Consider the following 15,700-nt stretch of genomic DNA (forward strand, 5'->3'; position numbering starts at 1 on the left):
GGTCGTGAGCTCTAATCCGGAACAATCTGGGACATTTTCCCGGAATCAACATCAAAAAACAAAGGAGCTACTTTTACCTTCGGATAACGTTTACGCAATCGATCAACCTCGGAGAGCAAAAACTCAACCGTATTTCCAATCTCGAAAAACGGCGATAAATTTTCGAAATGCGATTGGGCATTTTCTTCCTTCCAACCGGCATTACGAACCATACCGGAAATAAAATCGGCTTTTCGGTCATCCAGCTTCACCATTTCGCAGTTGTTATGGCCAATCAAAGCAATACTCCGAACACCTCCCACGCCAATGGCATAGGAAACCTGAAACTCGTGGAAGAACAGATTTGCTCCCCCCGAACGAATGACAAAGGCAAAGTTCTCCGGAATCCACAGATTCTTCCGATTGTCCATGCACATCCCAATCAGAATCTGGGCCTGATTGTAATTACAAAATGTCTTGTTCAGATTATGGTACTCCAACAGCAGACTAATCGCTGTGTTCCTATATTCCGGAAGGATATCTTGTTTTGAATTTACTTCAATAAGTTTCGCCATTTTTGTTTGCTTGATCCCCCTTTCAAACCCTTGAGCAAGCTTAAAAGTTCATCGCAATTCCATTTTTCCAGTCCCTGTAAATAGCTTTTTTATACTATTTTTGAAAAAAACTTCGATATGGCACAAGACTGGAAAGATAAATTGGGAATGGCATTTTCAATCAATCCCGACGCACAGAACGAACACGAAGAAGAAAAGCAGGACCAAGCGGCAACGGTTCCGGCCCACAAACAAACCCTTTATGTTGAGCTGGATAAGAAAGGCCGCAAAGGAAAATCGGCGACACTGGTTACAGGCTTTGAAGGTAACGATGATGAGTTGAAAGAACTGGCCCGGATATTAAAGACGCAATGTGGTGTAGGCGGATCAACCCGTGATGGTGAAATTTTAATTCAGGGTAATTTTCGTGACAAAATAATACAAATCCTAAAGGATCAGGGCTATAAAGTGAAACGGATCGGCGGATAAGCTTGATTGGATCTTTATCGCCCCTATTCACTTAAGCTTCCTTGAGACCAACAGCTTTGGATAAGTCATGCGAGGTCAACCGGTTCTACGACTACACATCCAACAATACACCGTCAACCGTGCCTTCTGAAAAGCATCGAAAGTAAAAAGCCACCCTTCAGGGATGGCTTTATGTTGCTAATTTTTTTTCTTTCTCGAACGAACTGAAAGTTTGTTGAGATCGAACCGCAGACTGACAGTCGGCAATTTTATTCCGCCTCCGCCATTTCCGTTTTTCGACACCGCATAAATATCATCAATAATATGCTGGTATTTTTTAGTCACGTAATTTCGCTTCAGCTTTAAGGTTGGCGAGAGCTCCCCATTCTGCGACGACCATTCTTCGCAAACCAACCGAAAGCGTTTGATCTCTTCGTGCTCGCCCAATGTTTTATTGATTATTGTGACCTCTTTCTTATAGTTTTCAACGACCGCTTTCATTTGGACCAATTCCTGGTTGTCGCGAAAGTGGATTTTATGATGTGAGCACCAATCGTGTAAATAATCAAAATTTGGCGAAATTAAGGCACTGGCAAATTTCTCGTTTTCACCAATCACCATGGCTTGCTCAATAAAGAACGATTCCTTCAATTTATTTTCAATCATCTGCGGAGCAATGTACTTGCCCCCCGACATTTTAAACATTTCTTTTTTCCGGTCGGTAATCTTCAGGAATTTCCCTTCTTCCAAAAAGCCAATGTCGCCGGTATGGAACCAGCCTTCTTCATCAATCACTTCGGCCGTTAATTCCGGAGCTTTGTAATATCCCTGCATGATGGACGGGCCTTTGCAAAGAATCTCTCCATCATCAGCAATCTTCACGATTACTCCTTCCAAAATCGGCCCTACCGTACCAACTTTCATGTCGCCTGTAGCCGGATTATTCACGGCGATTACCGGCGAGGTTTCGGTTAGCCCGTAGCCTTCGAGCGTGTACATGCCAGCCATTCCCAAAACCCGCGAAATGCGTGGTTGTAAAGCCGCTCCACCCGACACCACATAGGTAATATTGCCACCCAATGCCTCGCGCCACTTGCTGTAAACCAATTTATCGGCCAGCTTAATCTGCACGGCCACAAAAGGGTTGTATTTTTTATTGAACTCGAAATGACGCGTTAAACGCAGTGCCCAGAAATAAATAGCCTTTTTCATGCCTGTCAGATCATTGCCTTTCGACACAAAACCATCGTAAACCCGCTCCAACAAACGCGGAACAGAATTAAACATGTGTGGTTTGATTTCGCGAATGGCATTGACAATTTGCCCCAGGTTACCCACATAGTAAATCCCCATTCCTTTATATTGAAAATGGTAATTCACACTCCGTTCATAAACGTGACACAGCGGAAGGAAGCTGATGACGTGATGATCTTTCCCAAGGTGATGCATTTTCTCGTGCGTTGTAAAGTTCGAAACCAGGTTCTCGTGCGAAAGCATCACCCCTTTGGGAACTCCTGTGGTTCCCGATGTATAAATTAATGTAGCCGTATCTTCGGGAAGTATCGAAGCCATTGTTGCTGTTAATGTCGGAAGCAGTTCAGCTTCAGCTGACGTTCCTTTTTCCAGTATTTCACTGAAATTGGGACACTCCTCATAGTCTTCGAAAGCATAGATCGCTTTAATTCCATCCAGTTCATCGGCTATGGGTTTCAGCTTGGTATAAAGCTTTTTCTCACCCACCAACAAACATTGCACCTCTGCATGTTCCAGTATATAGCGGTATTCTTCGTCCCCAATTGTCGGATAAATCGGCACATGAACCATTCCGGCCATAGCCAGCCCCATATCTGCAAAATTCCACTCGGGACGGTTGACGGTGACGGTGGCTACCTTGTCCCCTTTTTTGAGGCCCAAGGCCATCATTCCAAGAGCAAATAGTTTGGAATTTTCAGCATATTCAGCCGTCGAATAAGTATACCATTCTTTGCCACATTTCCCGCCCAACGCATCTTCCCGGGGAAACTCGCTGAGGTACCGTTCCAGAATATCAAATGTACGCGTAACCTTAACAGTCATTCTTTCAATTATAATTAAACCCTCGAACTAACCGGGCAAAGATAATATTTCAGAATAACTGTAAAATTGTTTCAGAGCTGTTCTACACCAGCTGCTAGACGATTAAAATTGACAGATTAAACCTGTTCCGCTTCGTATTTCCGGTATTTGCTGTAAGCCACAAAAATAAGTAGGGCAATCGCTAAACCCGCCGCATACACGGACCAGTGAACGCCGTCAACACTCCCTTTTCCGTATGAATGCATGCCGCTCAGAAAATAGTTTACACCAAAGTAAGTCATCAGTACTGAGCTGAAACCAATCACGGTAGCAACATTAAAATTGAATCGCCCCTTTAAGCCCGGGATAAACCGCATGTGAACGATAAATGCGAAAATAATAACCGTAATCAAGGCCCAGGTTTCCTTCGGGTCCCAACCCCAATAGCGCCCCCAGCTTTCGTTGGCCCACACACCGCCAAGGAACGTTCCAATAGCCAGCATGTACAAACCAAGCGTAGCCGACAGCTCACTAATCGTTGATAACTGATCGGTAAAATAATTGATGTTCTTTTTATTCCGTTCCTGCATTAATGCATATAAAATCAACACCAACATCCCGAGGAAGGAACTCAATCCTATAAATCCGTAGCTCGCAGTAATGACCGCCACATGAATCAGCAACCAATACGATTTAAGCACCGGAACCAGATGGGTAATTTCCGGATTCATCCAATTCAGATGAGCGACGAAAAGAATGATCCCTGCTAAAAATGCAGCGGTCCCCAATACCAACGGGTATTTTCGCCCGAAGATAATTCCGGCTAGCATAGCCGCCCAAGCTACATAAACCATCGACTCGTACCCATTGCTCCAAGGAGCATGGCCCGACACGTACCAACGCAGCCCTAAGCCAATCGTGTGAATAAAGAACGCCAGAACAATCAATCCAACGAACGTGTATTTTACCGGATTGCTGACAGTCTTCAATCTGAAAATATTGACGAAGAGCACAACCAGCAAGGCAACTCCCAACAGCAAATACCAGGGGAAGACTTTCTTGAAAGGTTGAAAATCATTGTAGAATATTTCAGCAGACTTCTTCTGTTCCGACGGAAGAATTTCAGCACCAAACTTCTGTTGAAAACTGGCAATAGTAGCCATTATTTGACGGGGCTGAATTTCCGCTCCCGGATTCAATGATTCCCGCAACAGCTTGAAACTATTCGTTACAAAGAGGGAATCGCCGTGCGGATATCCGGTAGGGTTACTACCTACCGCGAACCAAGCGTCTTTTTGGTTTGATGGCGGGAAGAAGGTGAAAAACTCACCGTTGAATATCATAAAACAGATATTTACCCGCTCATCGACATATAAATAGTCTTTTTCAAGTTGGCTTCTAAACGCCGGCATTTTCTTATAGGCTGCCTGAACCTCATTTAAAATCCGGTACTGCCCGTTTTCGTCAAAGAAATCGACAACAGTAGCATATTTCCCGGCTATACCAAGCTGAGCTCCCACCTCCGATTCTACTTTGATAATCGGTACAGTCCGCCAAAACTCCGGATACAGATTCATGCTGAGCACAACTTCATCTGGGGATTTCCCTTCGAACGACGATTTCCGACTCAGCTTCCGAAGGATTTCATTGTTCAGGGTCGACATTGGCTCGATCCGCCCGTCGTGACCATGAACCCACAACTCCGAAAAGTCGCTCACCAAATCCTGGTCTAAAGCCGGTATCCCGTTTAAAGTTGCATCGTTCGCCATTGCCGGAGTGCCGGCAAAAATTCCCAACAACACAATCCCGGCAACACCAACTTTATTCAATTCTTTCAGGTGACGAACCAAGTGCTGGAAATACGAGTTCTTCGAGAACATCGCCAAAATCATCCCAAGGGCCATCAACAGATAGCCAAGGTAGGTCACCGCTGTTCCCAAAAAGTCTTTATTGACTGACAAAACAGTGCCCAACTCATCCTGATCATAGGACGATTGGTAAAATCGAAATCCTCGGTATTTCAAGGTATTATTCATAAAGATCCGAACATCCCGATTAACACCTTGCTCTTTGTCGATGAGTTTTATTTCGCTGGCAAAAGAAGATGGGCTATCTGATCCAATGTAGCGCTCCAACTGAAAATCATCCAGGTAAAGTGAAAATGGCAATTTAATCAGTTCCGATCCGTATGAAATGTTCACATGCGTATTACCAACATGATATACCAATGGGGTGCCGATTTGCCCCGACCGGCCGAAAACATTTAAGGTCGAAACCCGGCTGCCATCGGAAACTTCCATAATCACGGCATCTTCAGCCGAATTGCCCTTGCTGTCTTTACTAACCCGCATCAAAGCGTGCGGGTAAAATTTCTTCACTAACATCAGGTAATTATCGAAAGCATACAGATGCATTGGCAAAACAGGCTGGCGGCTCCCCGCCGCCATTTGGACAGGCTCCGAGCCGGTCATTGAACGAATTTCAAGGTCGCGATCTGTAGCAACATACAAATCGTCACCTTCCTGTTCGAAACGGATATTCGCTTCCGGGCTGAACCCAACAACTGCAGATCCCAAATTGACGGTTTCTCCCTTCTTAAACGTGAAAGGCTCCATCCCCTGCCCGGCCGAAACAACAAAATCAACCATCGGTTCTCCCGACGGATGATCAACCGGAGTTTTCACCGCATTCGTTACATAACCGACAGACTTAAAATTGATGCGTTGACCTTCAATTTCGATCGACTTATTAAATCCGCCGGAACGCAGTTCAGAAAAAAGTACTTTTTTCTTAATCTTTTGATCGGCAGTTTCAATGGTCAAGTAAGTATCGGTCGACACAATCGAGCTGGAACTTTGCCCTTCGCGAATATGCATCACCCCTTCGAAACTGATGTAACGCGTAATAGCCGCTCCAATAACAATAATTACAAAAGAAATATGGAAAAGACCCACCACCAGTTTGCGACGGGTATACATTTTATAACGAAGAAAATTAACCATGAGGTTAAACCCGAGCAACACCAAAACCAGCTCGAACCAATGGGTATTGTAAATAATGCTTTTGGCGGCAGGCGTCCCATAGCTGCTTTCAGTGAATGTTGCTATGGCCATAGAGAAAGCAAAAACCAGTAATAAAAACCCCATGAATGGCATGGAAGTCAGAAACTGATAAAGTTTTTTCATAAGGTTGATTATTTATTGGGTTGAAAATAACATTTTTGAATCCAACATAAAACGCAAGTCCCTTGACTTGCACCAACATTAACACTTATTAGACATTTTAGTTGACAAAGCTTATGTTGCGCACATTTAAAAAGTAACGATCACTTTTTAAACGGTTCAAAACTTACTTGCATTCAATCCAATAGATCACGAGTCATAAAATCGTACATATTTATGTTTTAAAACCGATCGGCCCCAAAAACGAGGAAAGTCAATTAACCGAATTCTCTTTTTATCGTACTTTCATGTTAAATATCGAAATTGACCTAAAGAACTGAGCAAACTATGAAACTCACATTTAACTTACATTATTCAACCACCTTTGGCCAACAAGTTTTTATATCCGGTTCGACCGATGAACTGGGGAACTGGCAACCGGAAAAAGCGGTTCCCCTTAACAGCCTAAGCAATGTTTTTTGGGAAGCCAGCCTGGAGCTTGATCCCGGAGAAAAACGGGTGGAATATAAATACATCATGCTCGACGCATCGGGTGTGATACACTGGGAAGGATGCGAGAATCGTTTTATAGACCCACACGAGCATTCCGTCCACAGGCTGTTTTTGGCTGACAAATGGCACAACCCGACGCCTGCCGAGAAAGTCCTTTACACCTCGTCTTTTCTAAACGTGATCATGAAACCGGGCAAAAATAAATCGGCCGTGAAACGTTCTAGCGCTGATCAAATTTTTCAATTCAAAATAAACGTTCCCCGCATAAGCGGCAATTATAAAGTGTGCGTTCTTGGAAATCAGAACCAACTGGGCAATTGGGATAAGTCGAGACCACTGATTCTGGAATGCGGGAACGATTTTCCGGTTTGGACAGGACAAATTAATGCGACCGAACTTCACTACCCCATTAATTACAAATACGGCATATGGGATGTCACACAAGACAAGCTGGCAACACTGGAAGAAGGCTTTGATCACGAGATCAGTGAACTTCCGACCATGGATTCAAGCTATATTTATTTGAAATCCGATAATCATTTTCACTATCCTTTGGGAAACTGGAAAGGAGCTGGTGTCGCTGTTCCTGTATTTTCACTGCGCAGCGAGAAAAGCTTTGGTGTTGGCGAATTCAACGACCTGATCGACTTTATCGACTGGGCACAAACAGTTGGCATGAAAATGGTGCAGGTGTTACCGGTCAACGAAACGGTAGCCTCGCACAATTGGCTCGACTCCTATCCGTACAAGTCAATTTCGGTGATGGCCTTGCACCCGATTTACCTCAACCTTGAGAAAATTGGTAGCCTCAACGATCAGAAGCTGCAAGCTGAATTTGAGGCCTACCGCGAACGACTGAAGGCAGAAGAACATGTCGACTACCCCGAAGTGCACCGGTTGAAATCACGTTATTATAAGCTGATGTACGATCAGGATGGGGAGAAGCTTTTGAACAGTTCCGGCTTCAAGCAGTTTTTTAGGTCCAATAAAGAATGGCTGGTTCCGTATGCAGCCTTTGTCTACTTACGCGATCAGTTTAAAACCGCAGATTTTAGCCAATGGGGAGATTTCCGCCATTACGACCGCTACAAGATTGAAGCCTTAAGCGAACCGGGAGCTCCAAGCCGCGACGACGTTGTCATTCACTATTTCATTCAATATCATTTAGACAAGCAACTCAAAGAAGCTGCCCTCTATGCCCGCAAAAAAGGGATTATACTGAAAGGTGATATTCCGATTGGCATCAGTCCTCACAGCGTGGAAGCCTGGACCGAGCCACATCTGTTCAACCTCGATGCGCAAGCCGGAGCTCCACCCGATGAATTTGCAGAGAAGGGACAGAACTGGGGGTTCCCGACCTACAATTGGGATGAAATGGCCAAAGACAACTACGCCTGGTGGACCCGTCGCATGCAGAAAATGGCTGACTATTTCGACACCTACCGGATTGACCACATCCTCGGTTTTTTTCGCATCTGGGAAGTGCCCATTGATGCTGTTGAATCCCTGCTTGGGCACTTCAACCCCGCCCTCCCGCTAACGGCCGAGGAAATTGAGAGCTATGGCATTCATTTTAATTACGACCGGTTCACGCAACCGTACATTCGCTATCATTTGCTGGTTAATCAGTTTGGTGAAGAAACGGAAACCATCATCAGCAATTTCCTGGATGATCTGGGTGACCAAAAATACCGGTTGAAAGAGGCCTTCAACACCCAGCAAAAAATTAACGCTCACTTTTTAAAGAACATTGAAGAAGAAGAGCTGGATGATCGCAATCGCTTTTTGCGCAATGGTTTGTTCGATCTGGCTGCTAATTTGATTTTAGTGAGCACCGGATACAACCAGTGGCACCCCCGTATTTTAATGCAGAAAACCAGTTCGTATGAGGAGTTGGATTACTGGACGAAAGAACGGTTGGAAGAGATTTACAATACCTATTTCTTCAAACGACACGAAGATTTTTGGAAAACAAAAGGGATGGAAAAATTGCCGGCAATCACCTCGGTAGGCAACATGTTGGTATGTGGTGAAGATTTGGGAATGATTCCCGCATGCGTTCCCGAAGTTATGGCGAAACTAAACCTTCTCAGCCTCGAGATTCAACGCATGCCCAAAGATCCAACAAGGAAGTTTGCCCATCCGTCTGATGCGCCTTACCTGTCGGTTTGCACAACCTCGACCCACGACATGTCAACCATCCGAGGCTGGTGGGAAGAAGATCGTGCCAAAACGCAGCTTTTCTACAACCAGGAACTAGGGAACTGGGGTGCAGCCCCATACTTTGCCGAACCCAATATTTGTGAACAAATCATCACACAGCATCTGTATTCACCTGCCATGTGGGCTACATTCCCCATTCAGGATTTATTGGCGATAGATGGTGATTTGCGTTGGAACGAAACCCAGCAGGAACAAATTAACCTGCCGGAAAATGTTCGCCACAAATGGCGTTACCGCATGCATCAAAGCATTGAGGATTTGAAGAAGGCAGACCGGTTCAATGCGCACCTGCTTGCCTTGATTAAAATATCGGGGCGCAATTCGGACTATTAAATGCCCTGAACAAACAACGGGCTTCCCCCACAAGGAGAAGCCCGTTGTTGTATTGATCGTTTTTCAGTATTATCTCTCAATCTCGCCGACAAACACGCCCGAAACATTCCACGCACTGAACATATTCCCTTCCCGTTCGCCCAAGGGAATATAAACCCGGATGCGATGCTTGCCCGGCTTCAGATTGTCCACTGGTGTGAAATACGGATACGAAACCGTTCCGGGGCACCAGCCAGAGCGGCTGTAATCGGACGACGACAGTCCATTCCAAAAATTACCCGACGCCGGGTTCGAAGCCCGATACGTTCCACAGTCGACCCGCCAGGGCGTAAAGCTGAAAAACGGTTCATCGTCGATAAACAGTTCATTCTTTTTCTGCACAAACTCGTCGCCCCCCCCCCAGCCACCATGACCGGTTGTGATGTAACGGAAAGTCACATTTTTCACTCCTTCAGGAACGTCAAAGTCAACAGTCAGCGTATCCGTGCCAAACATCGTTCCGTATTCCTGACCAGCCATTTCCAACACGTTGGTGGTATTGAAAACCGGTTGCACCCAGTATTTTTTGGCAGGCTTTTCCGACACTTCCTGCTCGTTCAGGTAATATTTCAAATTCAGGCTCACCTTGTGACCGCCGCCATCGTAGTTGCCCACGAAAACGCCAATCCAGCACTCTCCTTTTAACACCGGCATCAGATCGGATACATCCTGCTTGTAGGTTACCGAGTCAGACCACTGAATGCCGACATCACGTTTCTTGTTAAAATGATGCACCCCAAACGGCGTAAAGAAACGCATCAGTTCAATCAGCGGATCGTAATCCGTTGTTTCCACAACACCTTGATAAACCTTCCCTTCTTTGCTGGTATATTGCGGCAGCGAATCTACGCCATCCGTCAAGCCATCGAGGAAACTGCGGGCCTTGTCAACCGGAATTACAAAAACAGATCCTGTCCGGTCGTAGGCATCACCGTTCGACTGTTCTGTTACTTCAGCAAAAACAGATGTTCCATCGGGTACTTCGGGCAATTTCACGCGTTTTACCACCACTGTACCTCCGGCAAAGCGATACAGCGAGTCGGTATATTCGCCTTTCGGATTTTCAATGTTACCGCCCCAGTTTAGTTGTTGCCTGGTAAAAACCGGAACTTCCTTGACAAAAGCGTTTGCCAGGCGACGGCTAAAATCGACGTCATCGGTTCCGACTCCCATATCTGCCGGTATGATCTCCGGAATTTTGCCTTTTTTGTAGAAATCGATGTTTGTTGCTTCCCATCCCGAGTTTCCGTTCCGAACGTATCTCATAACCACTGCTTCGGCAAACGGGAAATACAACATGGGCGTTCCCTGCAAGCCGGTCTTGCTTGTTACCCACAATTCAATTTTATTGGAAAACGATGAGCCAACATATTTTTGACATCTGTAGCCCAAAATCCGCTCAGGCTTTCCTTCCGGCAGAAAACCATCGGGCAGCAGAAAATCGTTCGTTGTAAAAAAGCGATCGCCATTCATAAAGGTTGCCTGACGAATTATGACGGAGTCGTTATATGACAGGTAATTCACCTGCATAGGCACTTCCGGTATCAGCTTTTTCCCCGACTGGTCGATCCAACTTTTAGCGATATAATCGGTGTATTCCAGCACCATTTTATCCCCGTCCGGAACAACTTCACCGTTTCTCCAGGTCGAATATTCAACTCGTCCACTCTTGTCAGCATCTTTGCTACTGGCAAAGCCCACGGAGCAAACTGCGATCAACAATACTAAAATTCCTTTTCTGTACATTCCGTTTAATTTGTTTGCCCTAAAAATAGGTCAAAGGCGTCAAACATTCAATGACGGAATAAAATATCAGCCGGTAGAATTTATTTGGGTGTTGAAATCAGGGCTTTTACAAATTAAAAATATAGCCCAGCGATATGCGGAAATAAGACGATTCAGCGTAGGATTCGCCGTCGCCAATGGTTTGTGGCAGGTTGTAATTGTACGATACTTCGAGGTCGAAGCTTTTCCAACTCAGGCTCAGCGGCAACTGCAACTGGATGTTCAGCAAGCCAAAAACATCTTTGTAGTAGCTTGAAATTTCGGTCTGCGTGGTTTCATCAAAATAAGCTTCATTCAGTAAAAACTCGGCAGCTTCGGAACCCCAGAACAAACTCACTTCGGGCTCCAGACGCAGGTAATCGAAGCGCCCGAATTTGATCAGGTTCAGGTAGGCATAAACATCCCACGACACCTGCTGACCAAACTCCTGCCCCATCAGCAACGAGCCATCCAAACGCGTTCCCAGCGATTTGGACTTGAGGGTGATGCCCGCGTTTAAACTCGAGTTGTACAGCGGATCAAAATCGTCAATATGAAACAGGAAATAGTCGACCGAAGCGCGATAACGCAGGAAGTTGAGTTTTTTCAATCCCTTCCCAAATCCGGCACTGATAACGGTGGTGCGGTATGCCGGGTCGAGCTGGCTGTACCAACTCCCCGAAACACCGGTGAAAAAACCAAGGGAGTGCATGTAGTAAAGCTGACCGGAAAGGTTATACTGCTTGTCTTCAATTTCGCGGCCGGCAAAATAAGTTCGGCTGTTGTAATTGGTCCCGGCATAAATAAACTGAAAATGCTTCTTCCCTTTGAAAATCGCATACAGATCGTCGTCGCCAAACAGCACGTCGTTCAGCAACGAATCGATCCGCGTAAACCGGTCTTTCTCCAAAATATCTGTTCGCTGCGCGACAATCGGCAACGATAATACCACCAACAAGCCAAGCAATAAAGCAATCCGTTTCATGACAATCTTTTTATGTAATGTGCTCCCGTTTGCGATCTTTTTTTGAGAACTCCGATTTCTTTCACGACAAGCCGAAAAGACGAATCAAGCTCCCCGGGAAAAAGAACGGGTTGCGTCCCGACCTTCGCAATGATGTTTTATAGTCAGACAAAAAGAAAATGAAGCCACTTTGGAAGCGGCTCCATCTACGAATCAACTAGTTACCCCCACGTCCATTACCGTTGCCACTACCACTAGCTCCGGCATTGTCAGATCCTTGTTGTTTAGCTTCCTGTTGTGCCTGCTCTTGTGCTTGTTGCTGAGCTTGCTGACTTGCCCGTTGGCGAACCTGTTCCTGCACGGCAGCAGCATTCTCACAGTTTTCGGTTTGTTGCAGGCGTTGGCGCGTTTGCGTCATCTGTTCGGAGCCAACACCATTACGCAATTGTTGCCGGCTTGCCTCCCTGACTTGTTCCTGTGCCTGAACCATTTCCATTTGTTCGGCATTGAGCGTAGCCATCAGCGCTTCGCGTTTTTGTTCGCGAGTCATCTCGGCGTTTTCCAAAATAGCCAGCTGTTCCTCAGACAAGGTTGCCACAAAGGCCGCTCTGAACTGTTTGGCATTTTCCTGACTTTGAGTCATTAAAGCAACCTGTTCATCAGTCAGGTGCAACCGGTCGCGGGTTTTCAGTTGATCCTGATCCTGGGTCGGTTTCGTCTCATCACAGGATCCATCTTTCAGCTGATCTTTCGTCTGCAGTTTGATCTGATCCTGGATGGGTGTTTCGGTTTGAGCAAAAGCTGCCGGACTGGCAAAAATTAATGCTAAAACCAAGGTTGCGAGTGTGCGTGTGATTGTTTTCATAACCTATCAATTTAAGTATGTTATTGATTCTTTTTCGTATGCTAACCGCACAAATGTTTGCATACCCTACCTTCGAGTGGAAAATTTTCAAAAAAATTTAGTACTGATGTGAAAAGGTGATAATAAGACGAAAAAATCAGGTGCAGCAAATTCTATCCGCCGATCCACCAAGCGGTTGAAAACCGCTTCATCCACATCTAATAGCTCACGTCGAATATCTTTTGCTCTATCTAGAAAGCCAGCTTCACAAACATGGTTGGGGTAAAAGGAACGGCTTCGGCTGCAACATTGAGCGTAGCATCCTGGTCGTCGGGAATGCGGACGAAGTTGTCGTACTTGATGTTTTCGTAGTTGAATACATTCAGCACCGAGACGCCGGCTTCGAGGCTGTATTTCGGCTTAATAAACCGGTAGCTTACCGCTATATCCAGCCGGTGATAGGCGCGCCCGTCCACCGACGGATCATCCAGTAGATTAGGGAAACCGGAGCCAAATACATAGTTGACCGACAAGTAAACCGGATTAAAATTGAGCAATGCAGCCGTTTTCAGCTCGTGCCTCTGGTCGTGTAATGCCCGTAAATATTCTCCTGAATCAAAATACGAGAAGTGTTCTTTTGTTTCACTCAAGGTGTAGGCCACCCAAAACGAATGTTCTTTCCAATCTTTTTTCACAAACAAATCGAGCCCCGAGGTTTTCGCTTCGCCCTGGAATAAACCGGTTCCTTCGCTTGTCTCGACATAGCGACTCAGCCCTTTGGTATGTTTCCGGTAGCCTTCCGCGCTGATGAGGTAGCCGTTTTTGTGCCAGCCTAATCCCCAAATGGCTTGTTGCGACCACAGCACCGGAATATCAGCATCGTTACAAATAGTCCAGAGATAACGAAAGTTCCCCAGCGGATCGACCACCGAGCTGTGCGAAATATATTGCCGGTAGGTACCCCACGAAGCGGTGAGCTTCCAGGCATCGGTGAGCGCATAAGCTGCCGAAATACGGGGCTGCAGATCTACCCTGTTTAAATCGAAAGCCCAATCGGCACGCAAACCTGCTGTTAGTTGAAATTCACGGCTAACCGAGATATGATCCTCCAGGTAAGCATTCAGGCGCGAAAGCGAATATTTTTCATGAGCCAGGTTCACCGCAAACGAATCTTCCCGGAAATGAACGACATTTTCGACCAGACCGGCACCAAACCCCAGTTTATGAGCCGGGCTAAGCACCAAATGATTTTGCAGGTCGAGCCGAAATTCGTCAATCTTATTCTGGTTATAATCATCCGTATCGGTAATCCAACTGGTGCCCGAGCCTGATCCGCCACTGCTTCCGCCCTGCCCGTTTCCGCTGCCACCACTTCCGCCCTGCTGCCCTGCCGACTCGCGCAAGTTTGTTACCTGCGTCTCGAGCGAGGAACAAGCAGCTGTTAGCTCCGACCGCAAGCCACTCGCCCAGGCCTTGCTGTAACGCGCCGACGCGCCGTACTGGTGGTTGGTCTCCTCATCTTCATAAGTCAACTGGTTGCGCTGACTCTGTGTTTCGTATTCCAGCCCGTACACATAGCGATCCTGCCCCCGGAAAAAACTCAGGCTGTAAAAATCGCCTTTACCGCTCTTCCCCGAAAACTTGACGTTCAGGTCCCGGAAGTTGTAGTCCGGAAATACATAGCGGTCGACCGAAGTTCCGCGCCCCGAACGGCCACTGGTTCCCAGTGTCAATTGGTTCTTGTCGTACAGTTCATAGTAAGTTTGCCGCATCGCCATAACCAGCGCTGTTTGTTTGCCCAGGGGAATACTGAACCAGCCATTCATGGTCATATTGTTTACCGCTAATTGGGCCTGGAAATCAGCGGTACTACCATTCACCCCCGTGATCTGGACAATACCGCCAACCCGACCGCCGTACTCGGCTGAAAAACCACCTTTCATCAGCCGGATATCTTTCGCCATAAACGGGTTTACGGCGCTGATGTTGTCGTTGAAGTTTTTCATTCCAAACAAGGTGAAACCATCAAACAACACCTGGCTTTGCCCCGCATAGCTACCACGAATAATCAAATCGTTCGATTGCTCACCGGCTGCTAAAATACCCGGTTGCAGACGCAGTAAGTTGAAAACCGAGTTGTCGCCATAGCCGGGTAAACTGCCGGCTACCTGGTGGTTCAACCGAATCTCACCGGCTTGTTGCCCCATCTGTTCGGAACGAACAAGGGGCGTCCCTTCAACCTGAATTTCTTTCAGCCGAATAAGCGAAGGTTTTAAGTTGAAGGATTGGTTTGGGCCCGAAGTCACCAAAGTATCGAGTAAATAATAGCCCAGGTAAGAAATGCGGAGGTAAAAAAGGCTGTCGGTCTTGGAACGAAAGGAGAATGCCCCGTTCCGATCAGTAATCATTCCCTTGTCATTGACGACCACATGGGCAAAAGGCAAATGCTCACCGCTAAACTCATCCTTCACCAAACCTGAGAAACGAAACACAACAGGCAGCTGTTGCTCTTGCTGACGGTTGTATATCAAAAAAACCTCACCGGCTTTTTCGTATGTAAGCGGAAGGTTTTTCAATAAATAGTCCAAAGCTTCGGACAGATCGGGAAAGCTGTGATCGACTGTGATCGGGAACAGCGAAAGGTGCTCATTATCGAACGACAACTGAAACCCATACGCATCGCGCAACTCCAATAAAACCTCATTCAGCGGTTTTTCCCTGTAGTGCAGATCAAGTTGCTGGCTAAAACCAACCAAACTTGACAGCAAAAGACTGATCAGTAGCAGGACGTTTTTCAAAACGG

9 protein-coding genes are annotated in these 15,700 nt (G+C 46.3%); 2 read left to right on the forward strand and 7 right to left on the reverse strand.

Translation table 11 applies throughout. The annotated features are described in order from the left end of the window. Positions 1-11 precede the first annotated feature (11 nt). On the reverse strand, positions 12-554 hold the full coding sequence (locus tag GJV22_RS03225) for a carbonic anhydrase (protein WP_163708605.1): 543 nt from the start codon (positions 552-554) through the stop codon (positions 12-14). Positions 555-671: 117 nt separating this feature from the next. On the opposite strand from GJV22_RS03225, the gene GJV22_RS03230 reads away from it, so the two are divergent. Next, positions 672-1,022 carry a translation initiation factor gene (locus GJV22_RS03230; protein WP_163708608.1) on the forward strand — a complete coding sequence of 117 codons (351 nt, stop codon included), beginning with the start codon at positions 672-674 and terminating at the stop codon, positions 1,020-1,022. A gap of 177 nt (positions 1,023-1,199) precedes the next feature. On the opposite strand, the gene GJV22_RS03235 is transcribed toward GJV22_RS03230, so the two are convergent. Both GJV22_RS03235 and ccsB read right to left on the reverse strand, forming a co-directional pair. Then, positions 1,200-3,077 (reverse strand): AMP-dependent synthetase/ligase, encoded by a 1,878-nt coding sequence (locus GJV22_RS03235; RefSeq protein WP_163708610.1) that lies wholly within the window; start codon positions 3,075-3,077, stop codon positions 1,200-1,202. Between the two features lie 116 nt (positions 3,078-3,193). Further along, a complete protein-coding gene (ccsB, locus tag GJV22_RS03240) occupies positions 3,194-6,241 on the reverse strand; it encodes a c-type cytochrome biogenesis protein CcsB (protein ID WP_163708613.1) in 3,048 nt (1,015 codons plus the stop codon). Positions 6,242-6,565: 324 nt separating this feature from the next. Here ccsB and GJV22_RS03245 point away from each other — a divergent pair, with 324 nt between their 5' ends. Then, positions 6,566-9,286 (forward strand): 4-alpha-glucanotransferase, encoded by a 2,721-nt coding sequence (locus GJV22_RS03245; RefSeq protein WP_163708615.1) that lies wholly within the window; start codon positions 6,566-6,568, stop codon positions 9,284-9,286. Positions 9,287-9,355: 69 nt separating this feature from the next. Here the strand turns inward: GJV22_RS03245 and GJV22_RS03250 are convergent, their stop codons facing one another. The 4 genes from GJV22_RS03250 to GJV22_RS03265 form a co-directional block, all read right to left on the reverse strand. Next, positions 9,356-11,071, reverse strand: a complete 1,716-nt coding sequence (locus tag GJV22_RS03250; RefSeq protein WP_163708617.1) for a PNGase F N-terminal domain-containing protein — start codon at positions 11,069-11,071, stop codon at positions 9,356-9,358. A 106-nt stretch (positions 11,072-11,177) separates the two neighbouring features. Then, positions 11,178-12,074: a hypothetical protein gene (locus tag GJV22_RS03255; RefSeq protein WP_163708620.1), complete on the reverse strand. Its 897-nt coding sequence runs from the start codon at positions 12,072-12,074 to the stop codon at positions 11,178-11,180. A 196-nt stretch (positions 12,075-12,270) separates the two neighbouring features. After that, a complete protein-coding gene (locus tag GJV22_RS03260) occupies positions 12,271-12,918 on the reverse strand; it encodes a hypothetical protein (RefSeq protein WP_163708624.1) in 648 nt (215 codons plus the stop codon). A 230-nt stretch (positions 12,919-13,148) separates the two neighbouring features. Beyond that, positions 13,149-15,695, reverse strand: coding sequence for a TonB-dependent receptor (locus tag GJV22_RS03265; protein WP_163708627.1), 2,547 nt, complete (start codon positions 15,693-15,695; stop codon positions 13,149-13,151). Between the last annotated feature and the right edge of the window lie 5 nt (positions 15,696-15,700).

Origin of the sequence: Mangrovibacterium lignilyticum (assembly GCF_010882175.1) — a bacterium.
GTDB lineage: Bacteria > Bacteroidota > Bacteroidia > Bacteroidales > Prolixibacteraceae > Mangrovibacterium > Mangrovibacterium lignilyticum.